Raw genomic sequence first — 23,654 nt, 5'->3', positions numbered from 1 at the left:
ATGGAACAGCAACGCGTCGTCCTCCTCCGCCGCTCCTTCCTCGCGGGGCTCGGGCTCGCGATGGGCGGGCTCGCGCTCGGGCTCGCCGAGGGCGACGCCGATGCCGCGCCGCCCCCGCCGGCCCCGACGCCCGGGCCTTCCACGCTGCCGACCGAGCCGGGGCTCCGGACCGGCGTGTTCCTCCACATCGGGACCGACGGCACGGTCTCGATCGTCTGCCACCGGTCGGAGATGGGGCAGGGGATCCGGAGCTCGCTGCCGGTCCTCGTCGCCGACGAGCTCGGCGCCGACATGGCGCGGGTGAAGATCGTGCAGGGCGACGGCGACAAGGCCTACGGCGATCAGAACACCGACGGCTCGCGCAGCGTGCGCAACGGCTACGAGCCGATGCGGCGCGTGGGCGCGACGGCGCGCGCCATGCTGGTCGCGGCCGCGGCGAAGAAGTGGCGCGTGCCCGCCGCCGAGTGCGTGGCCGAGCAGCACGCCGTCCACCACGCGAAGTCGAAGCGCTCGCTCGATTTCCGCGAGCTCGTGGCCGACGCGGCGAAGCTCCCGGTGCCCGACGCGAAGACCGTCGCGCTCCGCCCCGTCGCCGAGCTGAAGCGCGTCGGCGGCCCGCTCCCGCTGCTCGACGGGCCGGCCATCGTGACGGGCGCCGCGCAGTTCGGCGCGGACGTACGCCTGCCGGGCATGCTCACCGCGGTCATCGCGCGCCCGCCGGTCGTGGGGGGCAAGGTAGCGCGGTACGACGGGGCGCGGGCGCTGGCCGTCCCGGGCGTGAAGAAGCTCGTGGAGCTGCCGGGCCCGACGGGCGGCGCGGTCGGGTTCCAGCCGCTCGGCGGGGTCGCGGTCGTGGCGGACACGACGTGGGCCGCGATGCGCGGTCGCGCGGCGCTGCAAATCGAGTGGGATCACGGCGCGAACGCGGCGTACGACTCGGGGAGCTATCGCCAGGCGCTCTCGGCCGCGGTGCGGGCGCCGGGCAAGGTGGTGCGCAAGGTCGGCGACGTGGACGGGGCGTTCGCGAAGGCGGCGCGCACGATCGAGGCCGAGTACTACGTGCCGCACCTGGCGCACGCGGCGATGGAGCCGCCGTCGGCGGTGGCGCGGGTCGACGCGAACGGCTGCGAGGTGTGGGCGCCGACGCAGAACCCGCAGGCGGCGCGGACCGAGGTGGCGCGGGCGCTCGGCGTCGGCGAGGACAAGGTCGCGGTGCACGTGACGTTCCTCGGCGGCGGCTTCGGCCGGAAGTCGAAGCCGGACTACTGCGCCGAGGCGGCGCTGCTCGCGCGCGCCATGGGCGCGCCGGTGCGGGTGCAGTGGACCCGCGAGGACGACGTGCAGAGCGGGTATTTCCACAGCGTGAGTGCGCAGTACCTCAAGGCGGGGCTCGACGCGGACGGCAAGGTGAGCGCCTGGCTGCACCGGACGGCGTTTCCGCCGATCCCGTCGACGTTCGACGGGAAGGTGAAGACCCCGAGCGAGAACGAGCTCGGCCTCGGCGTGCTCGACCTCGCGCTCGCGTCCCCGAACGTCCGCGCCGAGGCGTGCGACGCGCCGGCGCACGTCCGGATCGGGTGGCTCCGGTCGGTCTGCAACATCTTCCACGCCTTCGCGGTGCAGAGCTTCATCGACGAGATCGCCCACGCGCGGCAAGCCGATCCGCGCGACGTGCTGCTCGAGGTGCTCGGCCCGGCCCGGCAGGCGTCGCCGGCCGAGCTGGGGGTGCAGAAGGTCCCGAACTACGGGGCGCCGATCGAGCAGCACCCGGTCGACGTGGGCCGGCTGCGGCACGTCATCGAGCGCGTGACGGAGATCTCGGGGTGGGCCGCCGCGCGCAAGGCGGGCCGTGCGGTGGGCCTCGCCGCGCACCGGAGCTTCCTCACCTACGTGGCGGTGGTCGCTGCGGTGTCGAAGGACGCGCTCGGCAAGGTGCAGGTCGACGAGGTGTGGCTCGTCGCCGACCCCGGCACGGTCGTCAACCTGGATCGCGTGCGCTCGCAGATGGAGGGCGCGGTCGTCTTCGGGATGAGCATCGCGCTCCACGGCGCCATCACGGTGAAGGGCGGGGCGGTCGAGCAGACGAACTTCCGCGACTACCCGGTGGTGCGGAGCACGGAGGTGCCGAAGCGCATCCACGTGGAGATCGTGAAGAGCGACGCGCCGCCCGGCGGCGTCGGGGAGCCCGGGGTGCCGCCGGTGGCGCCCGCGATCGCGAACGCGGTGTTCGCCCTGACGAAGACGCGCGCTCGGGAGCTCCCGCTGCGGCGCCTGGGGCTGTGACGGGGGCGGCCGCGGCGGATCCCCTCTCCGACGCGGCCCTATCCTGCGGCAGCGCAGCGCGCCGCGGCTACGGCGTCCCTGTCTTGCCCTGCTGATAGATGTCCGGGATGTTGATCTCCATGAACCTGTCCGGCTTCTCGAGCGGTGCGAAGCCGAACTGTCGGTAGAGCCCGTGCGCGTCCGCGGTGGCGAGCAGCGTCCGCCGCAGCCGGAGCCGGCCGAGGGCCTCGGTGACGTGGGCCATCAGCGCTTTGCCGTACCCCTTGCGCTGCTCCGCCTCGACGATGAACACATCGGCCAGGTACGCGAACGTCGCGTGATCGGTGATCACCCGGGCGAAGCCGATCTGCGCGCCGCCCTTGTAAGCGCCGAAGCAGAGCGAGCCCTCGATCGCCCTCTCGACCACGTCCCGGGGGATGCCCATGCTCCAGTACGCGGAGGCGAGAACGCTGTGGATCAGCGCGCGATCGAGGAGCGATTTGTCCGACGAGATGACGAGCTGTTCGCTTGCCTGGTGGTCCACTCCGGATCCTCCGTTGTGCGTGCGGGCTGCGGGGCCTCACCCTCGCGGCCCCGTCAGCGATCTGTGAAGCCGTCGCCTCGCGGCAGGCAATCCGAGGCACCGGCCGGCGTCAAGGACAGCCCCGCCGGGCGCGCCGTGCTGCGCGCGCCCATGGACGATGCCGCCGCCCGCGTGCGACGTTGCCCGCGAACACGGGGGAAGAAGCATGCTCACGCTCCTCGGGGTCGCGGTCGTGGTCGTCGGCTTTGTCGTCCGGATCCATCCGCTGCTGGTCGTCGCCGCGGCCGCCGTCGTGACCAGCCTCTCGGCTGGGATGAGCCTTGTCCAGGGGATCTCCGCCCTGGGCAAGGCCTTCAACGACAACCGCTATGTCAGCCTCGTCTGGCTGGTCTTGCCGGTCATCGGCCTCCTGGAGCGCTCCGGGCTCCAGGAGCGGGCGCGCGCGCTGGTCTCGCGGGTGAAGACCGCCACGACCGGCCGCCTCCTGCTCGCGTATTTCATGATACGGCAGCTCAGCGCGGCCCTCGGCCTGACCTCGCTGGGCGGCCACGCGCAGATGGTCCGGCCGCTGATCGCGCCCATGGCCGAGGCCGCCGCCGAGAACCGGCACGGGCCGCTTCCGGACGCGGCGCGCTTCCGGATCCGCGCCGCAGCGGCGGCGGCCGACAACGTGGCGCTGTTCTTCGGCGAGGACATCTTCCTCGCCATCGCGTCGATCCTGCTCATCAAGGGGTTCCTCGAGCAGAACGGGATCCTCGTCGAGCCGCTCCAGCTGTCGGTCTGGGCCATCCCCACGGCGATCCTGGCGCTCCTGGTCCACGGGACGCGGCTCCTCCTGCTCGACCGGCGGCTCCGGCGCGAGCTCGCCCGCGCGGACGGCGGGGAGGCGCGCGAGTGATCACCCTCGACGTCGGCTACGTCGCGGCGGGCCTGTTCTTCGCGGCGGCGTCCGCCCTGAGCGCGGTCGACCGGGACAACCCGAAGCGCTGGAAGAACGCCCTCTTCTGGGGCCTCCTCGCGGCGAGCTTCCTCTTCGGCGCGCGCCTCGGGGATCTCGCGAACGGCGTCCTCGCGATCGCGCTCGTCCTCCTGGCCGGCGTCGGGGGCCTGGGCCAGGGCCGCCCCGCCACGACGACGCCCGCGGAGCGGCGCGCGAGCGCCGAGCGGCGCGGGGATCGCCTCTTCGTCCCGGCGCTGATCATCCCGGCGACCGCCCTCCTGGGCGCGCTCGTCCTCCGGCGGGTCGAGATCCACGGATCTCCCTTGCTCCACCCTGGCCAGGCCACGCTGATCTCGCTGGCGCTCGGCGTGGTGCTGGCGCTCGCGACCTCGGTGGCGTGGCTGCGCCCGCCGCTGCTCGCCCCGCTGCAGGAGGGCCGGCGCCTGCTCGACACCGTGGGCTGGGCGGCGATCTTGCCCCAGATGCTGGCCGCGCTCGGGGTCGTGTTCGCGGCCGCGGGCGTCGGCGATGTGGTCGGCGGGCTGGCCGGGAGCGCGCTCCCGCTCGGCGGCCGCCTCGCCGCGGTGGCGGCCTATACCGTGGGCATGGCGGTGTTCACGGTGATCATGGGGAACGCGTTCGCGGCCTTTCCGGTCATGACCGCGGCCGTGGGATTGCCCCTGATCGTGCGGCGGCTCGGCGGCGACCCGGCGGTGATGAGCGCCATCGGCATGCTGTCCGGCTTCTGCGGGACGCTGATGACCCCGATGGCCGCCAACTTCAACATCGTGCCCGCGGCCCTGCTCGAGCTGCCCGACCGCGACGGCGTGATCAAGGCCCAGCTCCCCACCGCGTTGCTCCTCTTGGTCGGGAACACGCTCCTCATGTACCTGCTCGCCTTCCGGCGCTGAGGTTCCATCCATGGCACACGTGCTCACACCGGACATCGCCTCGCGTCTCGCCTCCATCGCGCTCGGGCACGTGACGCGGGAGTATCCGAACAAGCTCGATCACGTCATGTCCGGCCCCGAGGACGTGAAGGGCCCGCGCGACCTGCACCCCCTCTTCTACGGCAGCTTCGACTGGCACTCGTGCGTGCACGGCCACTGGCTCCTCGCGCGGGTGTACCGCCTCTTCCCCGGCGCGCCCGGCGCGGCGGCGATCCGCGCGCTCCTGGAGGCGCAGCTCACGGCCGACAAGGTCGCCGCCGAGCTCGACTATCTCCGGCGGCCGGCGAGCCGCGGCTTCGAGCGGCCGTACGGGTGGGCGTGGCTGCTCCTGCTCGCCGCCGAGCTCGCGCGCTATGGCACCGACGAGGGCCGGCGGTGGTCGGCCGCGCTGGCCCCGCTCGGCGACGCGTTCGCCGAGCGGCTCCTCGAGTACCTGCCCCGGGCCACGTACCCGGTCCGCGCCGGCGCGCACACGAACAGCGCCTTCGCCCTCGCGCTCGCGCTGGAGTACGCCGCCGTGAAGGGCGATGAGCGGCTCGCGGGGCGCTGCGCCGGGTCCGCGCGGGCGTGGTACGGCCGCGACGCGGACTGCCAGGCGTGGGAGCCCTCGCAGGACGATTTCCTCTCGCCCGCCCTCATGGAGGCCGAGTGCATGCGCCGGGTCCTGCCCGGACCGGAGTTCCGCGGCTGGTTCGCGCGGTTCCTGCCGCGCGCGGCGGAGGGCGAGCCCGCGGCCCTGTTCGCGCCGGCGACGGTCAGCGACCGCAGCGACGGCAAGATCGCCCACCTCGACGGGCTGAACCTGAGCCGCGCCTTCTGCTGGCGCTCGCTCGCCGCGGCCCTGCCCGAAGGGGATCCGGTCCGCGCCCGCGCGCTCGACGCGGCCGAGCGGCACCTGGACGCCAGCCTGCCGCACGTGGCCGGCGATTACATGGGCGAGCACTGGCTCGCGAGCTTCGCCCTGCTCGCGCTGGGCGCCGGGGCGGAGTGACGCGCTAAAGGGGGGCGCTGCGCGGCGCCTGCTTGGCGCCGCAGCGTCTAGGACGTCGAGATCGTGGAGCGGGAGACGGGATTTGAACCCGCGACGTCAACCTTGGCAAGGTTGCACTCTACCACTGAGTTACTCCCGCAAACGTCGGGCACAGAAACGGAGGGAGCTGGAGAGCACCCTCATCGGGGCCGCTCGGAGAAGATCCCGAGCTGCGCCGAGCCACCGCCGGAGGGCTGTCTCCGTCGAGGCGGCGGAGGAGTATCAACCGGCGCCGCCGTAGTCAAGCGCCGAAGTGCGTGCTCCTGGAGCGATCGTGCGTGTCGGACGGCACGAGCTCGCCCGGCCGGCCCGCGTCCCCGGGGAGCCCCCTGCCCGTGAGGCGCGGCGCGCGGGGGCAGCGCCTCGCGTTCCGCGGTCCCGCGGTCGCTGTTCACGGCGCGCCGCCTCCCGCTCACGGCGCTCGAGCGGCTCGGCACGGTGCTCGTCGACGACGTCGCGGTGCCGCTGCGCTCCTGCCGGAGATGCTCCGGCGCATCGAGGCGATCGCCGACGAGGCGCAGACCACCGTCGGGACGGTGGCGCGCGCGGGCGACGGCGACCTCCACCCGATCGTGGTCTTCGATCGCCACGACCTCTGCTCATCGTCTTGGCGCATCTTCTCTCGTTGACGCCTCGGTGAATGCTCCTCTTCTCGTCCGAGCGTCTTCTCGGTTGGCGCTCTCGGCGTCTTGGCGGCTCATGCCCTCTCGTCCGAACGCCGCTCCAGAGCTACATGTGAGACCTGTGTTCGTGACGATTGGCATGATCGTCGCCGGAGCCCTACGCGGTGAATCGAGCCTCCGCTGAGCTGAGGAATCTTACGGCTCGGGCATATGCGCAACACAACTTAACAGTGCATAACCTAAATTAACTAGGTGTGCATGGCGGTGAAAATAGCTGGGTTCCGTGTGTCCATGGCGACGTTGTCATAGGCTGATTCCGCTGCTCGCGCTCGCTTACCGGTACATTGCTATGGCAGCAAATCGACATGAGGTTGTCTTGACGGCTGTCATGTCGTCGCATACCTTCGGTTGAGTTCGCGGCTACAACATCTCTCCAAAAGGAGGCTCCCGTGAAGTACTGCTGGTGATACGCACGGCGAGGGGCCAGGCCGAGAAGCGGCCTGGCCCCTCTTGCTTTTCATGAGAGCGAAAGACGCGAGAGGACCCGATGCGCCGCAGCCCGAGCGACTATGATCCGCTGTCTCCCGAAGCCGTCGCAGACCCATACCCGATCTACGCACGCCTGCGCTCGTCGTGCCCGGTGCTGTGGCACGAGCGGCTCGACTCCTGGGTCCTGACTCGTTACAAGGACTGTATCGCCGTGCTGCGCGATCCGGCCAGGTTCGCCAGCGACGCGCGACGCGCCGGTCAGGTGGCGCCTCCCGGCGCGGAGCACCCCAGCTTGCAGGGGCTCGATCCTCCCGAGCACACGCCGGTCCGCGACCTGTTTGCCGGCGCGCTGCGCGATCAGGCGATGTCCGGGCTCGGCGAGCTCGTCGCCGAGGAGGCGGCCGCGGCGTTCGCGCGCCTCGCCGACGCGCCCTCGTTCGACTTCACCGCGGATGTCGCGCGCCCGCTCGCGCTCTCCGCGATGTCCCGGCTGCTCGGCATCGAGCCGCCCGCGATCGCGTCGATCGTGGCGCTGTCCGACGCGGTCGAGCGCGCCATGGACGCCGCGCTCGTCCCCGAGGCGATCGGGCCGGCGGTGGCGGCCCGGGGGCAGATGAACGATCTCATGAGATCGTGGGCCGGCGGCGGGCTCAGGCCCGGATTGCTCGCGCAGGTCTTGGACGAGCGGCACAGCGCCGGTGTCCCGGAGGCCGCGGTGTGGAGCACGGTGCGGGTGATGTTCCTCGCCGGCTTCAGCACCACCGTGTCGGCGGCCGCCAACATGGTGCTGGCCATGTTCCGGCACCCCGACGCGCTCGAGCGCCTGCGCGACCTCCGCCTGCTCGAGACCGGCGTCGACGAGCTCATGCGCTATGACGGGCCCATCCAGGGCACGAGCCGCATCTGCCTGGAGGCGACCACGATCGACGAGACCCGGATCGAGCGTGGCCAGGTCGTGCTCCTCCTGTTCGGCGCGGCCAACCGCGATCCCGAGCAGTTCGCCGCGCCCGACGACCTCGTGCTGGATCGCCGGCCGAATCGACACCTGGCCTTCGGCCGGGGACCCCACGCATGTACCGGGACCCAGCTGGCGCGGATCGTCCTGCAGGCGCTGCTCGGCAGCATGCTCCAGCTGCCCGCGCCGCTGCGCCTCGCGGGTCCCGTGCACCGGCAGCGCCGCGCCACGGTTCGATATCCCGATCGTCTACCCCTCACCTTGCAGGCCTCATGATCACGACAGCCGCACCCATGACCACGCCGGCGCACGACGAGCGCGCGAGCGAGCTCGATCCCTGGCCGCTCTCGCCCATCCTGGCCGTGCTGCCCGCGACCGCGCGCCTCTCGCTCGGCTTCGACGTCGAGCGGATGCTCGCCGACGTCAGCGCGCTGCGCGCGAAGGAGTGGTCCAAGCCGACCATCCTCACCGGAGAAGGGGTCAGCCGCGGCGCCGACGTCGACTGGCGCAAGCTGCCGCTGCGCAGCATCGGGGGCGACCCCGATCGGACGGATCCAGGCGGCCCCTCGCTCGAGGAGTTCGCCGACACGCGATGGCTGCGCGAGGCGCCGTACCTGGCCGAGCTCCTGGCCAGCATTCCGGCGCCGCTGCGCTGCGTGCGGCTGCAGTCGCTGGGCCCGGGCGCGGCGAGCCCGGTGCACAACGACACGAAGCACAGCCTGCCGTGGGGAATCGTCCGGCTGCACGTCCCGATCGTCACGACGCCCGGCGCGATCCTCACCATCCAGGAGGAGACCCACCGCTGGCCGCCGGGTGAGCTCTGGTACGCCGACTTCACCCGTCCGCACGTGGTGCGCAACAGCGACCCGGTGACGCGGATTCACCTCGTGATCGACTGCCAGCCCACGCGCGAGCTCTTGGCGCTCTTCCCCCCGGCGTTCCAGACCTCCGCCGCTCTGGCGAACACGCTCTTCGCGGCGCCCGTCGTGCCGCTCTCTCCCGCCGAGCGCGACGCGTGCCGGTGCAGCTTCCAGATGCCCAGCTCGTTCCCGTCGTTCGAGGAGCCGGACGGCGCCTTCCTCACGGCGCCGCGCGCGCGGCGGGCCACGATCGACGTCCGCGGCGATCGGCTCGTGCTGCTGCTCGACGGCGAGCCTGCGTTCTCGCTCGTGCACGTCGGAGGCGGCGAGTTCCGCTTCGCCGGCTGGACGATGGAGCGGACCGTGCAGGTCACCTTGGATGCGCGCCGCGCGCCGACCGTGACGCTGCGCTCGCGCGTGGGGGACCAGACCCGGGCGCTCGAGCTGCCCGCGGAGCGCGTGAGGCCGTCGTGACGCGGGCCGTCGTGACGCGGGCCGTCGTGACGCGGCCCCGAGCGCCGGCGGGGCCGAGCCTGTTCCGCCACAGGAACTTCATGCTGCTCTTCGGCGCCGATACGATCAGCCAGGTAGGCACGCAGATCACGCTGGTCGCGCTGCCGCTCGTGGCGATCCTGGCGCTCGACGCCGGGCCCTTCCAGGTCGGCCTCCTGTTCGCCGCCCAGACCTCGGCCTTCGCGCTGATCGGGCTGCCGGCGGGGGTGTGGGTGGACCGGATGCGCCGGCGCTCGATCCTGATTCGCACCGATCTGATCCGCGCCGCGCTGCTCGGCTCGATCCCTGTCGCCTGGTGGCTCGGCAAGCTCAGCTTGCTGCAGCTCTACGTCGTGGCGCTCGGGGTGAGCGTCGCCCGGGTGTTCTTCGATGTGGCCTACCAGAGCTACGTCCCCACGCTGGTCGACCGGGATCGGCTCGTGGACGGCAATGGCAAGCTGGAGATCGTCAATTCCGGCGCCCAGGTCGCGGGGCCGAGCGTCGGAGGCTGGCTGGTCAACCTGCTCTCGGCGCCCGTCGCGATCGTCGCCGACGCGGTGAGCTTCGTGTGCTCGGCGCTGCTGCTCGGCCGCATCGACGCCGCCGAGCCGGCGCCGCCGCGCGACCGCCCCCGTGGGCTGCTGGGGGAGATCCGCGAGGGCGTGCGCTTCGTGATCGGCCACCCGATCCTGCGCATGATCGCGCTGCGCTCCGCGCTCGCCAACCTGGCCTTCTCGGCCGCGCTGGCGGTGCAGGCGTTGTTCCTGCTCCGGGAGCTCGGGCTCTCGCCCGAGGTCTACGGGACGCTCCTCGCCGCGGGCGCGGTCGGCGGGCTTGTCGGCGGGGCCGTGGTCGGGCCGATGACCCGGCGCATCGGCTCGGCGCGGATCCTCTGGCTCGGCCCGCTCCTGTTTCAGCCGTTCGTGCTGCTCGTCCCGTTCACGCAGCCTGGGATAAGGCTCGCCTTCTTCGTGGCCGGCACGTTCGTGGAGGCGATCGGCATCGTCGTCTACAACGTCTCGCAGATCAGCTTTCGCCAGGCGATCACGCCGGAGCGCCTGCTCGGCCGGATGAACGCGACCATGCGTTTTCTGGTCTGGGGCACCATGCCTCTCGGCTCGCTCCTCGGCGGCGCGCTCGGCGAGCGGTACGGCGTCCGCGCGGCGCTGTGGATGGGCATCGCCGGCCTGCTGCTCTCGCTCCTGCCGCTGCTCTTGTCACCGCTGGTCCGCATGCGCGACCTGCCCGACGCGGGCATGGAGCCCGCCTGATGCGCGCTCGATCGAACTCTCCACGGAGCCACGCCATGGTCGATGTCCACGACGAGAACCTCCCGGCTTTCCCCATGCCGCGGCGCTGCCCGTACGCGCCGCCGCCAGAATACGAGTCCATGCGGCGGCAGGCGCCGCTCGTGCGCGTGTCGTTCCGCGACGGTCCGCCGATCTGGCTCGTGACGCGGCACGCCGAGGCGCAGCGCGTGCTCACCGATCGCCGCATCAGCACCGATCCGACGCGGCCGGGGCACCCGTTCGCGGCGATGGTGGGCACGCCGCAGGAGCAGGCGGGGCAGTTCATCGACATGGATCCGCCCGAGCACGACGTCTATCGGCGGATGCTCGCGGGCGAGTTCAGCGCGCGGCGCATCCGCGAGCTGGGCTCGTTCATCGAGCGGGTGGTGAACGAGCGGATCGACGACATGTCGAAGGGCCGCGAGGCGGATCTCGTGGAGTCGTTCTCCTTCCCGGTCGCGACCCTGGTCATCTGCCAGCTGCTCGGCGTGCCTTATGAGGATCGCGCGTACTTCCAGTCGCGCACGACCCGGATGATCGCCGGTTTCTTCAGCACGGAGGAGGCTACCTGTGCGCGCAAGGAGCTCTGGGACTACCTCGATGGGCTGGTGACGGCGGCCGAGTCCAGCCCGGGCGACGACCTGATCGGCCGCCTGGCCCTGGAGCGGCGCGCGGCCGGCGAGCTGTCGCACGACGCGCTGGTCGGCATGGTGTTCCTCCTGCTCGTGGCCGGGCATGAGACCACCGCGAACATGCTCTCGCTCGGGGTGTTCACGCTCCTGCAGAACCCCGGGCTCCTCGCCGAGCTGCGCGCCCGGCCCGAGCTGTGGCCCGACGCCGTCGAAGAGCTCTTACGGTACCACTCCATCGTCGACTGGGTGGCGTTCGATCGGGTCGCGCTCGAGGACCTCGAGATCGGCGGCCAGCGCGTGCGCGCCGGCGAGGGGCTCTTCGTGCTCGGCGCGTCGGCCAACCGCGACGAGCGGGCGTTCGCGGATCCCGACGCGCTCGACATCCATCGCGGCGCGCGCCACCACCTCGCGTTCGGTTACGGCATTCATCGGTGCCTCGGGCAGAACCTGGCGCGCGCGGAGCTCGAGATCGGCTACCGCACGTTGTTCGAGCGGCTGCCGGCGCTCCGCATCGTCGGCGACGTCGAGGAGCTGCCGTTCAAGTACGACCGCCGCACCTTTGGACTGTACCGGCTGCCCGTCGCGTGGTGACGGGCCGGATCCAATCGTCGAGAAGCATCGAATTTCTTGGAGGAACAACATCATGGAACAGTGCGTCGAACTGCTGGTGTCCCTCGGGGCAGGAAACGTCAAGCATCCGGGGGGCACGCTGCTGGCGCACCTCCTCCGGGTCGAGACGATGCTGCGGAAATGGGGGGCGAGCGACGAGGTCCGCGAGGCGGGGATCCTTCATGCGCTCTTCGCGCCGGACGGCTCGCCCGATCCTTACTACACGATGCTCTCGCTCACCGAGCGCCCGCGCGTGGCCGCGATGATCGGCGCGTACGCGGAGGAGCTCGTCTACTTCTATGGCGCGTGCGATCGCGAGTACACCTATCCTCGGCTCATGGAGCCGTCCGACCAGTGGCGCGATCGCTTCACGAACGAGATCAAGACGCCGAGCGAGGAGCGGCTCCGCAATCTCATGGAGATCACCGCCGCCAACGAGGTCGACATCGCCAGCCACAATCCCTCGTTTCGCGCCAGGTACGGCGCCGACCTGCTCGAGCTGTTCACCCGCACGCGGCCGCTGCTCAGCGACGGCGCCTGGGCGCACTGCCAGGCCGTCCTGGGCGAGCCGGCGAGCGCGCATCAGCACGCGTGACCCCGGGGGCAGCGGTCAGGGCGTCGCGGGGCCGGACGCGGCGCGGAGGCTCCCCCGCAGCTCGCGCGGCGCGCGACCGAACCATCGCTGGCAAGCGTGGCTGAACGCGGTCGTGTCCGCGAAGCCGAGCTCTAGCGCGATCTCGGTCACGCTGATCGTCTCCCTGCGGAGCAGGCTGCCGGCGCGCTCGCGGCGCACGTCGTCGACGAGGCGCCGGAAGCTGGTCCCCTCGGCGTCGAGGTGCCGGCGCAAGGTCCGCTCCGTCGTGCCGAGGGCGCGGGCCACGCGCGGGAGCGACGGGACGCCGCCGTCGGCGCTCGACAGCGTGCGGACGATCGCGTGTCGGACGGCGTCCTCGCGCGATCGCGGGGCGAGCTCTCGCGAGAGCGCCTCCGCGGACCTGCACAGGTACTCCCAGAGCGTCCGGTTGGCCGATGGCGGCACCGCGTCGAGGAGCTCGCGGCGGAAGGAGAGCCCGTCGTGGGGGGCGTCGAAGGTCACGGGGCAGTCGAAGAACGCGCCGTGTCCGGCCCGGCGAGGCGGCGCGGCATGCCGGAAGGTCACCTCGATGGGCGTCAGATCCGCGCCGGCGATCCGCCGCAGGCAACCGAGGCCCTGGGCGACGGCCGTCTCGTTGGAGAGGCGGTGTCCCAGGGTGAGAGGCCGCGCGCGGTACCACCGGACGTGGACGCGCCTCGCGGTCTCGGTCACCTCCCAGCGGCCCGAGTCGGTGAGCAGCGGGCCGTAGCGAGCGACGGTGTCGACCGCGTCGCGCACCGACGGCGCGGTCATCATCGCGAAGCCGAGCACGTGCAGGTCCTCGATGGCGGCCGCCTGCGCTACCCGGATGGGCAAGGAAGGATCGTCGAGCGTCCGACCCAGGTAGGTCCACAGGTCGATGACGCCGTCGAGCTCGATGCGTCGTGCGGGGTCCTCGGCGAGCGACGGCGGCAGGCGCGCCGCGCGGCGCATGGCGTCGAGCCGGACGCCGTCCCGCAGCGCGTGGTCGACGATACGCTGGACCACCCGCGCCACGACGGTCGGTTGGGGTCGTACCATGCGCCCCGCGCCAGCATGCTGCATGCCAGAGACCGGAGCTCCTCGTGGGCGGCGATCCGCGCGACGAGAGCGATCGTGGGCGCGTCAGGCATGGCGCACGGGTCAGGGGAGCGCGCTTTTCCTGCGGGCTCAGGGGCTCGTGAAGCCGAGGATCCCGTGCCCGGCCAGGACGTGGACGGTGTTCCGGGGCTGCGGCTCGGGGTTCGTGGCGCTCGCCACGCCCTCGCGCATGAACGCGGTCCGGATGCGCGTGACGGCGGACGCCTGGTGCGCCTCCTGGAGCAGCTTCATCGCTTCGGCGGGTACCGTGATGGATCCGTCGCCTCCCAGGGTGACGCACTGGATCTCCACCTGCTTGCCTTTGGGCGGCGGCATCGCGAACGGCGGCGCTCCCTCGACGTCGCCGTCGGTGCTGGTGATGCGCACGAGCGTGCCTTGCGCGGCCCCGCAGCTCCCGCCTTCCCCGGCGCAGCCCAGGGTCATCGGCGCGCCGTCGAGCGGCACCGCGCCGAGGGTGGATTGCGACGCGCCGTCGAGCTGGAACTCGCCCCCTGCCGCGATGGGCCCCAGATCGGCGAGCTCGAAGGCCATCGCGCCGCCGGGCTCGATCCCCACGACGACCTCATCGCCGCTCGCGATGGGATCGATCGGGTTGTTCGGGACGGGCCCTGCGCCGGCGAGCACGACATGGTCGGCCACGAACGCTTCCTCGGCCGCGCGCGGATTGGCCACGATCGCGGTCTCGCTCGACTCGACGGCCACGATGGGGAACGCCCCGTTGTTTGCGGCCGTCGCTGCGCCGTTCACGCGCAGGTAGCGCCCCACGTCGTCCGCGGAGAGCGCCGCGCCGCGGAGCACGTAGGCCGCGGTGCCCGTCGTCCCGGGGGTCACGCTCGCCTCGCCCGTTCCGCTGTGCGCCGGGCAGACATAGCCATTGCCCTGGAAGCGGCAATCGAGCGCGCCGCCCGCAAGCCCGGTGATCGTGACGGCGCCCTGATCGGTGAGCGGCGGCGGCGGGTCGTCCTGCGCGTCGTATATCCAGGCCTTGCACCCGGTGAGCTGACCGGGCGCTTCCTCGTAGCTTGGGGCCTTTGCCGCGGTGAACAAGATCTGCACGGTGAGGCCGTGACCGGCCTGCGGCGCGCCGAGGATGGAGACATCCTGGATGGAGATGATGCCCGCGTGCGTCGGGGCGAGGCTGCCGCCGGCGCCGCCGTCGCCTCCCGAGCCTCCGCTGCCGCCCGAGGCGCCGGTGCCCTCCGAGCCTCCGCTGCCGCCCGAGCCCGCGCTGGCCGGCGAGCCGCCGCTCCCCGCGTGGCTGTCGTCGCTCGGGTTCGCGCAGCACCCCGCGGCGGCGATGGCCGCGGCGATGGCCACGGCGATCCGGCGGTTCGTCGGGTTGTGCGAGATTCGCATTCGATGGATCATGAACAACCTCCAAGCCTCGTGATGAAGCGCGTCGCCGCGCTCCGTGGTGGACGCGTCGAAGGATGTAGGCGTGCCGCCGCGGATCGGCTTGGTCGTGCCGGCCATGGAGTTGGTCGAAGCGGCCACCCCGCGTCCGGGCGGGGCGCCGCGGCGAGCGCGGCGTGAAGCGGCGGCGGCCAGCGCGGCGTCGGCGCCGACGCTCATCCCTCGAATTCGCGGAGAGCCAGCCGCGCGAGCGGCGGTGTCAGCCGCGGGGGCTCAGGGAGACGGCGGGCTCCACACGAAAGGCCTGGTGGTGGAGACGACGCGCAACCCCATCCGTTGCAGGATCGGGCGGCTGTCCGGCGAGGCGTCGATTTGCAGGTAGCGCAGCCCGCGCTCTCGGGCCTGCGCGGCGCGCCGCGCGACGAGGCTTCGATAGATCCCGCGCCTGCGCCACGCCTGCAGCGTGCTGCCGCCCCACAGGCTCGCGAACTCGGTGCCTCGATGGAAGCGCGCCCAGGCGGCGCAGACGATCTGACCCTCTGCCTCGGCGACGTGGATGGATATCGCCCCTGGATCGGCTTGTCGCTCCTCCCCCAGCTCGGCGATGAGCCAGCCCCAGTCCCCGCCCCAGACGGCGGCTTGCAGCGCGGCGATCCCGTCGAGCGGCTCGCCGTCGTCGAGACAGCGCACGGTGATCCCCGGGGGCGGCGCGGCGCCGGCGGCCGTCACGGCGACCTCGTCGACGGCCCCGATGAGCAGCGCCTCTTCGTCCCCCGCCTCGAGCCCGGCGGCGCGCAGCCGCGCTTCGAGATCCGCGGGCCGGTCGTGGCCGAAGGTCTTCCACTCGAAGCGGCGCGCCAGCCCGGCGAAATACGACACTTGCTCGGCGATGGCGCCGTCCGCCGTGTCCTCGTCCAGGTCGCTCCATTGCACGCCGCAGCCCCATGGCAGCTCCGGAGGCGACACCCACCTCACCACGCGGCCGTCGCGCTCGACGCGCCATGCCGGGCTGGGCGGCGGGAGATCCCGGCGCATCTGGGCGTCGAAGCGCGCGAGGAGCTCGGTGGTGCTCACGGAGGCCATGGTGGGCAGTCCGACGACAGCAGGTCGTACGCGATGATGCACGACTGCGATCCTGCCATCTCGAAGGCCGAGGCGGCCAGCACCCCGGCCTCGGTCGCAGGCGTGCCTCGGGCGCGACCGGACGCCTGGACCAAGAGCTTCCTTGTTGACGCCCGGCCCGCGCGCAGTCATTGACAAACGTCAATGACGAGTGTCAATATGCAGATCGATCTGCTGGGAACGGACGATCTGCGCTGGAGCGGAGTCGGGTTCTCCGATAGATCTCCCGCGAAGGCGGCATCGGTTCATGACTCCTCGTCCGGTGAAGGCTGGCTCCACGGTTCGGGATCGCCAGCGCGAGGACACCCGGCAGCGCATCTACGAGGCGGCCATCGCCGTCTTCCGGCGCGACGGCTTCGCGACCGCCCGCATCGAGGACATCGCCCGGTCGGCGGGCGTCAGTCACGGCTCGTTTTACTTTCATTTCCCGACCAAGGACGACGTGCTCTTCCAGCACCACCGGGAGCTCGACCAGCGCGTCGTCGCCGCGCTCTCGGCGCTCGCCGAGGACGCGCCGTTGCGTGTGTTGCTGGACACGCTGTGCGCCGCCTTCAGCCTGGAGTGGGAGCGCGACAGCTCGCTCGTCCCGGATCTCGCCGCGGCGATGATCCGCAAGGGCATGGTGCGCACGCCCCCTGCGGAGATGAGCCCGGTCGGGCGCCTGCTCACCGAGCGGTTCCGCCTGGCGGCCGATCGCGGCGAGCTCGGCCGCGCGCTCCCGATGGAGTGGCTCTGCAGCATCCTGCTCGGTCAGCTGTTCACGACGACGATCGCGTGGCTCGCCGAGCCGGCGTTGCCGCTCAGCACGGCGCTCCAGCGGACCGCTGCGCTCTTTCTGACCGGCGCCTCGGCAAGCCGGTAGGCCGCCCGCGCGCCGCGACGGGATGGGCCGCTCCTCTGCTGAGCGGGAGGCGGCGCGCGCTGGCAGCGGCGTTGTGCCGCGCCGCGGGCCCCTGGCCGCGGAGAGGCGCTCGCGGAGCGGCAGGGGCGAGAGGCGCCCAGGCAAGCAGCATTCCTTCGCGTCTGCATCACGCGTGGAAGAAGAGGAGACAATGACCATGTTCAACAGGCCTTGGAGTATCGTTCTCGCCTCGCTCGTCCCGATCCTGGGCTGCAGCAGCGAGCCTGAGGGCACGAATCCTCTGGTCGAGGGCCCCACGGCGGGGCCGACGTTCCACAAGGACGTGGCGCCCATCCTGCAGAAGCGCTGCCAGGGCTGCCACTCGCCCGGCGAGATCGCGCCCTTCAGCCTGACCGAGTACGCGGACGCGAAGCAGGTCTCGAGCCGGATCGTGGCGGTGACGCAGGACCGGACGATGCCGCCCTGGGGCGCGATCGAGACGGACGAGTGCACGCCGCGGTTCGGCTGGAAGGACGACAGCAGGCTCACCGACGCGGAGCTCGCGACGCTCGAGGCCTGGCATGACGCCGGCGCCCCCGAGGGCGACCCCGCGGACGCGCCCCCGGCGATCGACGCGTCGGGGATCCATGGACTCGAGGGTGTCAGCGCGACCATCGAGCCTTTGAAGCCGTACGTGACGGGCGGCGACGAGGACCAGTTCCGCTGCTTCGTGATGGATCCGAAGCTCACGGAGGACACGTTCGTGAACGGCATGAACGTGATTCCGGGGAACTCGAAGGTGGTCCACCACGTGGTCGTCTTCACCGACCCGCACGCGGAGAGCGACGCCATGGCCGACGCCGACGGCGGCTACGAGTGTTTTGGCAGCTCCGGTGTGCAGGACACCCAGGTCCTCGGCGTGTGGGTGCCCGGCGGGCGGCCGACCGAGTTCCCGTCCAACGCCGGCTTCCTCGTCCGCGCGGGCTCGAGGCTGGTGATGCAGGTCCATTACCACCCGGCGGGCGCGACCGCCGAGCCTGACGCGACGAAGATCCAGCTGCGGTTCCTCCCGGAGCCGCCGGAGTACCGGGTCGTCTTCGTGGCGTTCGGCAACTTCCCCTCGCAATTCCCGAACGGCGACGGTCTCCAGCCGGGGCCCAACGACAGGGAAGGGGTCGAGTTCTTCGTCCCTGCGGGGGCCAAGGAGCACACCGAGGTCATGAAGATGACGCTCCCCGAGACGTTCATGGGGGAGTCGCTGGTGGAGGGCATCCGGCTCTCCAGCGCGATGACCCACATGCATTATGTCGGGACCGACATGAAGGTCGACGTCGAGCGCCCGAGCCCGCAGGGCGCCGATCCGGCCGAGGAGTGCGTGGTCCAGACGCCGAAGTGGGACTTCAACTGGCAGCAGACGTACACGATCGACGCGCCGATCGAGGAGCTCCCCGTCCTGAAGACCGGCGATGTCATGAGCTTGCGTTGCCTCTACGACAACACGATGGACAACCCGTTCGTGCGGAAAGCGCTCAAGGAGGAGAACCTCACGGCGCCGAGGGATATCGTCCTCGGCGAGAGCTCGCTCGACGAGATGTGCATCGGGCTCTTCAACGGGTTCGTGAAGAACTGACGGGCGCGCCGCACAACTTGCTGAGAAGCGGGAGACGGGCAGCAGCATCGACGGTCTGGCTCTGGACTTCGCGCCTGCTGGGCACGAGATCCTCGCTCAGTCGTACCGGAATCTCCTGTACCAGCGCACCAGGCAGAAGACGAGCATCGCTCCCAACACCGTCACGCGCACGCCAGTGAGCCAGAACCTGGGGTGCAGCGCGATGGGCACCGCGCTGGCCGCGAGGATCGCCGCGAGCTGCCCGAGATGGCGGCTCCGGAGATCGGCGAGACCTCGCGGGCGACGCACTCGCAGGGGAGCCCCACCGAGCGTGGCCGACGCGCCAAAGGACGACCTGAGCTGGCGCACCAGCGCGTCGTACGAGGCATCATCGTCGGGCAATGGCTCCAGCGAGAGCTCGACCCGAGGAGCCCACCAGAGCAGCCTGCGGAAGTACCACCGCCGGAGGGCTCCTCCCGCTTGGCACGCCGCCAAGAAATGCATGTATCGAAGGATCGCATCGCACAGCGGCGCGGAGAAGGTCTCCCGGGCGACCGGGCGGACGACGAGGATCTCCCCGATGTGCGCCGGGTCGAAGCGGGCGTCGCGCTCCAGGAGCCTGCCGTTGTTCCACCATGTCGCCTGCTCCAGGGGCACGACCCTCGCCAGCCGGTCCTCCTCCGTGGTCGCCGGGGGAGCCATCCATGGTGCGGACGCTCTCCTGCATCTGGAGCGCGTTCCGGCCCACCGCGAGCACGCAGCTGGGCGGGGAACCGCGACTCGGCCGGCGGTACATGACAGCGATAGTGGCCTCCTCCTCCAGGGAGATCCCGAGGGAGGGGATCTCGACTCGGACGCGGCGCGGGTCAGCATGGAGGCGGATCACGTGCGGCATGCAGGATCCATAACCCGGTGGCGCTCCGCGGGCGAACAGAGCCAGACCACCGCCTCTCAGCCGAGCCGCGGTGGCCATGCCGCGATGGCCGCTCGCTTGGCCTCGCCAGCGCGGTCCAGCGCGCAGACTCGCACCTGGGATCCGCCCCGCCGGCCTGGTGCCCGCCGCGGAGCTCCCCCTGGACTCGGGGCACACGCAGGTCACACGACGTGACGGATCCGGGACGCTGCCCGCGATGGCGATCGTCGTCGAGGTCCAGCTCGGCGTGGACCCGGACAAGCCGTATGTTTGGCCGGTCTACGTCACCCAGACGAGGGCCCGGCACCGCTGCCCGACCCGGCTGCTGGCCGTGACGATCGACGCAAACATGGCCCGGTGGTGTTCGCAGCCGATCGACACGGGCCACCCCGGCTGGATCCTGACCCCGCTGGTCCTCGGCCCCGAGGGCGTCCCGGTCGTCACGGACGCTGAGCAGGCAAAGGCGGCGCCCGAGGTGGTCGTGCTCTCGGCGATGGCGCACGGGCAGGAGGAGGCTGGAGAGGCGATCGGCATGGCGTTCCTGGCAGCGGCGGCCGGGCTCGATGAGGAGCGCCGCGCCTTGTACGGGGACCTGGTGCTATCCTCGCTCAACGAAGCGGCGAGGCGGACGTTGGAGGCGATGATGAAGAGCGGCTATGAGTTCCAGAGCGAGTTCGCGCGCAGCTATGTAGCGAAGGGTCGGCAGGAGGGCCGGGAGGAAGGGATGCGCGAGGGCACCCTGAAGACCAAGGCGCAGGCCGTGCTCGTCGTGCTCGAGGCCCGCGGGCTGGAGGTCCCCGCCGATGTGCGGGAGCGCGTCCTCGTGAGCACCGACGTGGCGGAGCTGGATCGCTGGCTGCGCCGGGCGGCCGTCGTCAGCGACGCCAGGGAGCTCCTCGTCACGACGGGCTCCTGAACGACGCCGCAGCTCTGCCTGCCGGCGGCCTGCCACCGTCTCGTGCCGCGTGTGATGGGTACGCCTTCGCGCGCGCTGATGCCTACCTGGCGGTTGACGGGCCGCTTGTCGGCGAACTTGCCCTCGAGCACGTGGGCGAACAGGTCGGGCGTCGACAGCCCGCGCGGGATGAGCCCGTCGGGCGCCGGCGCTACCACGATCGTGCGATCGAGCAGATCACCGGCCATGGCGTCGCGCCCGGGGCTGTCTTGCTGTTGGGGGGCAGCCTTCGTTGCGGCGGGCTCGCTCGATCCCACGACGCCCGGCGCCAGGGCGCTGCTGCCGCCGCAGGCGTCTGCGGTCGTGCTATCGCCCGGCGGGGCGGTCGCTGCGGGCGGCGCGACGTGCGCGTGCTCCGCGTCGAGGCGGGTTGCGCCAGTTGCCCAGGGCCGCCAGAGGGCCGCGGCAGCTCCGTGTCGAGCAGCCGTGTCGCGGCCACCTCCGTGCTCGTCTCGGCCGCGTCCTCGGACGCCACGAACAGCGGCCGCACCGCGAAGCCGGTAATAGGAGGCTCGCCGATAGCCCAGACGCCAGCTGATCACGGCGCCGATCTGGATCGCCTCCTCCGGCAGAGGCGATGGCGTGAGCACGAGCGTCTAGACCGGCAGGTGCTCGGGCACGATGCGACGGGCGTGGGGCGTCGTCGTGCGTTGCTTCGATTTTGTCACCATCACGCTGTCTGCCTCTGGATGATCGCTCTCGTGACCATTTCGAAGAGCTCCTCGGCGTTGTTGGTGCATCCTTGTCCTCCATGCTCGCGGGTCTCGCGCTTGTGTTCAGGCGCATCGGAGGAGGCATAGAAGAACAGCGGAGTGCGGTCACCTTGCTTTCGCAGTCGATCAAGCAGCACGTACCCCTCACGGGGTCCCTCGCGACGACCCATGTCCGATATAATCGCTGCGTACTTGGCCTGCGACAACATCTCGAATGCTTCGCCGGTGGACCGCGCAAGTGTGAAGCGGATTCCCATCGTCTCGAATGCCTGACGCTCATACGTGTTGTTGTTGGGGCGATCGTCGACCCAAAGAATGTGGTTTCTCCAGCCGTCCGCAGCCGAGACGGCTGCCGGTCCCGCTGCTCTCACCACCTCGACGATCTTGTGCAGTTGAGCCTCCGATGCAGGGGTGTCCCTCTTCGCGCTCGCTGCGGTGAGCGACGCGACGACCGCCATCTGCATCTTGATATAATTCTCCTCGTTCTTGAAGTCGCTCGGAGCGAAAAGCTTGCCGCTGTGCCTGCTGACAAGCCATGCGAAGACGCCGAGGACGAGTATGGGAAACAAGATCATGAAATAAATGAGCGGCAGTCGTTCTGCGGGAGTGAACGACCCGGCGAAGGCTGTGACCAACGAAGCGAACCCGTACACCATCACGATAAAAAGCGCGATGATGCCGAGCGGATTCCGCGACAGCGACTTTGCCGTATCACCGAATTTCATCGTCTGATCGCCCATCTCGGTCTCCTTCAGGTAACTGGTATTCGGCACCACGAGCCGCGGGCGGGACTGGTCCCCGCTGAAGCAGTAGCGTAAGAGCGAGCTCCGCACCGCTCCGCGCAGGCGCCCGGAGGCATCTCCGTGGTCCTTTCTGCCGCTCCAGTTACCCCCATGGCTACCCCACCCTACAGGGCACCCGAAATGCCGTACCTTGTCAAGAGGAGCCCGCCCGGCGGGCACACATCCAGCGGGTCGGGAGGGCGGCCGGCCGCGCGGGGGAGGGGGTACCCGCTGCCCGCATCCAGGCGGTCACGGCCGCTCGCTTGGCTCTGACTGCGTCAGCATCGCGGGCTCGGACCTAGCGTTCGGCCCGCTGTCCGGCGACCCGCCGTGGAGCTCCATCGAGCCCGGTACCGCCGCGTCACCTGCAACGCCCGCTCCCGGTGCTTCCCCCTAGATCCGGCCGCACGGTATCGACCCCTGCTGAATTTTGTCAGGCCACACGCAGGGCACACGCAAAAAAAAAGACACGGCTCTCGCCGTGTCTTCTGAGTGGAGGCGCCGGGAATCGAACCCGGAGCTGAACCTGCGGGGCGGATGCGCGGGAGATACGGCAGACGCCGCGTCGGACGCGTCGGAGCGGTGTCAGAGGCCATCGAGGGCTCGATTCCTCTCGTACCCTCCCGATCCCTCTCGTGGAGCCCCGTGCCCTGGAGTCGGGGCACACGGAGGTCACACGGCGTGGCGAATCCTGAGGGCTGCCGGTAACCAAGGCCGGAACCGCTGATCGATCCGCTGTGGACGTACGCAACAGGCGGATGGAGCACGACCGCGCCGAGGTCGTTCCCTCGGTGATCGTTCCGTGGTGGCTCGCGGCTCGCTTGGGCGGCGCACATGCGAACACATCATCTCGCCTCAGAATGTTGCTCTCCCTCTCGTGTGCGCTCGGTGCTGCCTCGTGCGCCCTGAGCCCGGGAGCGACGTGGGAGACGGACGACGACACCGAGGCCTGGATCACGGCCATGGCCGGCGGTGTGCGGGACAGCCAGCAGGACTTGGACGAGTCGGAAAGCCCCGAGTTCTTGGCCGTGCCACAGGCGACGGATGTCACACCGGATGCGGCTCCGCGGCAGATGCGAGGACGCCTGTATGACCTATTATGGGGTTATCGACAGGTTCTGCTCGCAAGTTCCAGTGAAGTGGAAGATTCGCTGCCATCTCGCGAAAGCTGCTGGAAATGCTGCATGCCACGCACGTTGTCCCTGACGACCCAGTTGACGGGCTGGGGTAAGATCGGGTGCTATCATGCCAGCATGGACATCATCGGCGAACGGAAAGTTGTCTTTCGGCCAGCCGGAGCGGAGCAAGAACGCGAAATTTCGCTTCGCGTCGGTCGACCTCAACAGCGGCCGGATGACGGCTGGGAGGTCCAGATCGACATCTTGGATCCAGAGAAACCGTGGAAACTTCCACCAGTGTGGGGAACCGATGGGCTAGGGGCGGTCATCCTCGGCATCTTCGCGCTCTCCAAGTACGTCGAATGGTACACCATGAGAGGTCGTCTGACGTTGCCTGAACATGGAGAAACCGTGTTCCCAGAATGGGGACTCCTGCTGGAGGTGAGCACGCCGCCCGCTCCTGCCCAGCAGGCAGCGCCGGCCATGGATGGTGAGGCGGAGGGGTAGGATCCCGCTCCACTCGCCCCGGCTCAGGTCTCCGCAGCCCGCGGCAGTGCGGTACCGCGTCCTCGCGAGCACTGATCACCCGAGCTGGACCTCCGGATCCGCCGGGCGGCCGTCGTCAGCGACGCGCGGGAGCTCGTCCGACCTACGCCTCGCCCACGCAGGTCTCGCAGAGGTAGCGGTCGCAGAAGAGCCACAGCGCGCCGCAGAGCTCGCCATCGACGAGCCAGAGCTGGAGCGAGAGCCCGAAGGGCAGGTCGTGGAAGACGGCTCCGCAGCAGAGGCGCTCGGTCTGCCGGCGCGCCGCCTCCGCATGCCGACGTCGCCAGCCGCGCGCTCCTCGGCCACCGCCTCC

The 23,654-nt window shown here is 70.8% G+C and carries 19 protein-coding genes, 1 tRNA gene and 1 pseudogene; 14 read left to right on the top strand and 7 right to left on the bottom strand.

Translation table 11 applies throughout. The annotated features are described in order from the left end of the window. Entirely contained in the window at positions 1-2,283 is a 2,283-nt protein-coding gene (locus WME98_RS08830; RefSeq protein WP_437950870.1) for a molybdopterin cofactor-binding domain-containing protein, read from the top strand. A gap of 67 nt (positions 2,284-2,350) precedes the next feature. On the opposite strand, the gene WME98_RS08825 is transcribed toward WME98_RS08830, so the two are convergent. Further along, a complete protein-coding gene (locus WME98_RS08825; RefSeq protein WP_437950869.1) occupies positions 2,351-2,806 on the bottom strand; it encodes a GNAT family N-acetyltransferase in 456 nt (151 codons plus the stop codon). Positions 2,807-3,011: 205 nt separating this feature from the next. On the opposite strand from WME98_RS08825, the gene WME98_RS08820 reads away from it, so the two are divergent. Genes WME98_RS08820 through WME98_RS08810 form a run of 3 tightly spaced genes read left to right on the top strand, consistent with a single transcriptional unit; the run spans position 3,012 to position 5,687 of the window. After that, complete coding sequence (locus WME98_RS08820; protein WP_437950868.1) at positions 3,012-3,704, top strand: DUF969 domain-containing protein; 693 nt, start codon at positions 3,012-3,014, stop codon at positions 3,702-3,704. Continuing rightward, the gene (locus tag WME98_RS08815) at positions 3,701-4,657 is read left to right on the top strand and encodes a DUF979 domain-containing protein (protein ID WP_437950867.1); all 957 of its coding nucleotides are present in this window, start codon (positions 3,701-3,703) and stop codon (positions 4,655-4,657) included. Before WME98_RS08820 ends, WME98_RS08815 begins: the two co-directional genes overlap by 4 nt. A gap of 10 nt (positions 4,658-4,667) precedes the next feature. After that, complete coding sequence (locus WME98_RS08810) at positions 4,668-5,687, top strand: DUF2891 domain-containing protein (RefSeq protein WP_437950866.1); 1,020 nt, start codon at positions 4,668-4,670, stop codon at positions 5,685-5,687. Between the two features lie 64 nt (positions 5,688-5,751). Here the strand turns inward: WME98_RS08810 and WME98_RS08805 are convergent. Beyond that, positions 5,752-5,826, bottom strand: a tRNA-Gly gene (locus WME98_RS08805). Positions 5,827-6,208: 382 nt separating this feature from the next. Between WME98_RS08805 and WME98_RS08800 the strand changes: the two genes are divergently transcribed. From WME98_RS08800 to WME98_RS08775, 6 genes are all read left to right on the top strand, one after another. Next, entirely contained in the window at positions 6,209-6,355 is a 147-nt protein-coding gene (locus tag WME98_RS08800; protein WP_437950865.1) for a hypothetical protein, read from the top strand. 541 nt (positions 6,356-6,896) lie between these two features. Continuing rightward, on the top strand, positions 6,897-8,069 hold the full coding sequence (locus tag WME98_RS08795) for a cytochrome P450 (RefSeq protein WP_437950864.1): 1,173 nt from the start codon (positions 6,897-6,899) through the stop codon (positions 8,067-8,069). Beyond that, positions 8,066-9,127, top strand: a complete 1,062-nt coding sequence (locus WME98_RS08790) for an aspartyl/asparaginyl beta-hydroxylase domain-containing protein (RefSeq protein ID WP_437950863.1) — start codon at positions 8,066-8,068, stop codon at positions 9,125-9,127. The genes WME98_RS08795 and WME98_RS08790 overlap by 4 nt, the downstream gene beginning before the upstream one ends. Before the next feature lie 26 nt (positions 9,128-9,153). Further along, positions 9,154-10,416, top strand: a complete 1,263-nt coding sequence (locus WME98_RS08785; RefSeq protein ID WP_437950862.1) for an MFS transporter — start codon at positions 9,154-9,156, stop codon at positions 10,414-10,416. Positions 10,417-10,451: 35 nt separating this feature from the next. After that, positions 10,452-11,657 carry a cytochrome P450 gene (locus WME98_RS08780; protein WP_437950861.1) on the top strand — a complete coding sequence of 402 codons (1,206 nt, stop codon included), beginning with the start codon at positions 10,452-10,454 and terminating at the stop codon, positions 11,655-11,657. Between the two features lie 52 nt (positions 11,658-11,709). After that, entirely contained in the window at positions 11,710-12,270 is a 561-nt protein-coding gene (locus WME98_RS08775; RefSeq protein WP_437332962.1) for a DUF6817 domain-containing protein, read from the top strand. Positions 12,271-12,285: 15 nt separating this feature from the next. Here WME98_RS08775 and WME98_RS08770 read toward each other — a convergent pair whose 3' ends face one another. The 3 genes from WME98_RS08770 to WME98_RS08760 form a co-directional block, all read right to left on the bottom strand. After that, positions 12,286-13,329 (bottom strand): AraC family transcriptional regulator, encoded by a 1,044-nt coding sequence (locus WME98_RS08770; protein WP_437950860.1) that lies wholly within the window; start codon positions 13,327-13,329, stop codon positions 12,286-12,288. 129 nt (positions 13,330-13,458) lie between these two features. Continuing rightward, positions 13,459-14,745, bottom strand: a complete 1,287-nt coding sequence (locus WME98_RS08765; protein ID WP_437950859.1) for a hypothetical protein — start codon at positions 14,743-14,745, stop codon at positions 13,459-13,461. Positions 14,746-15,015: 270 nt separating this feature from the next. Beyond that, positions 15,016-15,816: a GNAT family N-acetyltransferase gene (locus WME98_RS08760; RefSeq protein WP_437950858.1), complete on the bottom strand. Its 801-nt coding sequence runs from the start codon at positions 15,814-15,816 to the stop codon at positions 15,016-15,018. A 295-nt stretch (positions 15,817-16,111) separates the two neighbouring features. Here WME98_RS08760 and WME98_RS08755 point away from each other — a divergent pair, with 295 nt between their 5' ends. Both WME98_RS08755 and WME98_RS08750 read left to right on the top strand, forming a co-directional pair. Further along, positions 16,112-16,726 (top strand): TetR/AcrR family transcriptional regulator, encoded by a 615-nt coding sequence (locus tag WME98_RS08755; protein WP_437950857.1) that lies wholly within the window; start codon positions 16,112-16,114, stop codon positions 16,724-16,726. Between the two features lie 196 nt (positions 16,727-16,922). Then, complete coding sequence (locus WME98_RS08750) at positions 16,923-18,335, top strand: hypothetical protein (protein WP_437950856.1); 1,413 nt, start codon at positions 16,923-16,925, stop codon at positions 18,333-18,335. Positions 18,336-18,431: 96 nt separating this feature from the next. Here WME98_RS08750 and WME98_RS08745 read toward each other — a convergent pair whose 3' ends face one another. Beyond that, complete coding sequence (locus WME98_RS08745; RefSeq protein WP_437950855.1) at positions 18,432-19,016, bottom strand: hypothetical protein; 585 nt, start codon at positions 19,014-19,016, stop codon at positions 18,432-18,434. A gap of 422 nt (positions 19,017-19,438) precedes the next feature. Here WME98_RS08745 and WME98_RS08740 point away from each other — a divergent pair. Then, positions 19,439-20,143: pseudogene (locus WME98_RS08740) on the top strand (hypothetical protein); the annotation flags it as partial. A 709-nt stretch (positions 20,144-20,852) separates the two neighbouring features. Here the strand turns inward: WME98_RS08740 and WME98_RS08735 are convergent. Continuing rightward, positions 20,853-21,635, bottom strand: a complete 783-nt coding sequence (locus WME98_RS08735; RefSeq protein WP_437950854.1) for a response regulator — start codon at positions 21,633-21,635, stop codon at positions 20,853-20,855. An 800-nt stretch (positions 21,636-22,435) separates the two neighbouring features. On the opposite strand from WME98_RS08735, the gene WME98_RS08730 reads away from it, so the two are divergent. Then, on the top strand, positions 22,436-23,302 hold the full coding sequence (locus WME98_RS08730; protein WP_437950853.1) for a hypothetical protein: 867 nt from the start codon (positions 22,436-22,438) through the stop codon (positions 23,300-23,302). Positions 23,303-23,654: the final 352 nt, after the last annotated feature.

It is taken from the genome of Sorangium sp. So ce296, assembly GCF_051529605.1.
Classification (GTDB): domain Bacteria; phylum Myxococcota_A; class Polyangia; order Polyangiales; family Polyangiaceae; genus Sorangium; species Sorangium cellulosum_D.
The sequence above is the reverse complement of the archived record's forward strand: the minus strand, read 5'-3'. Positions and strand labels throughout refer to the sequence as shown.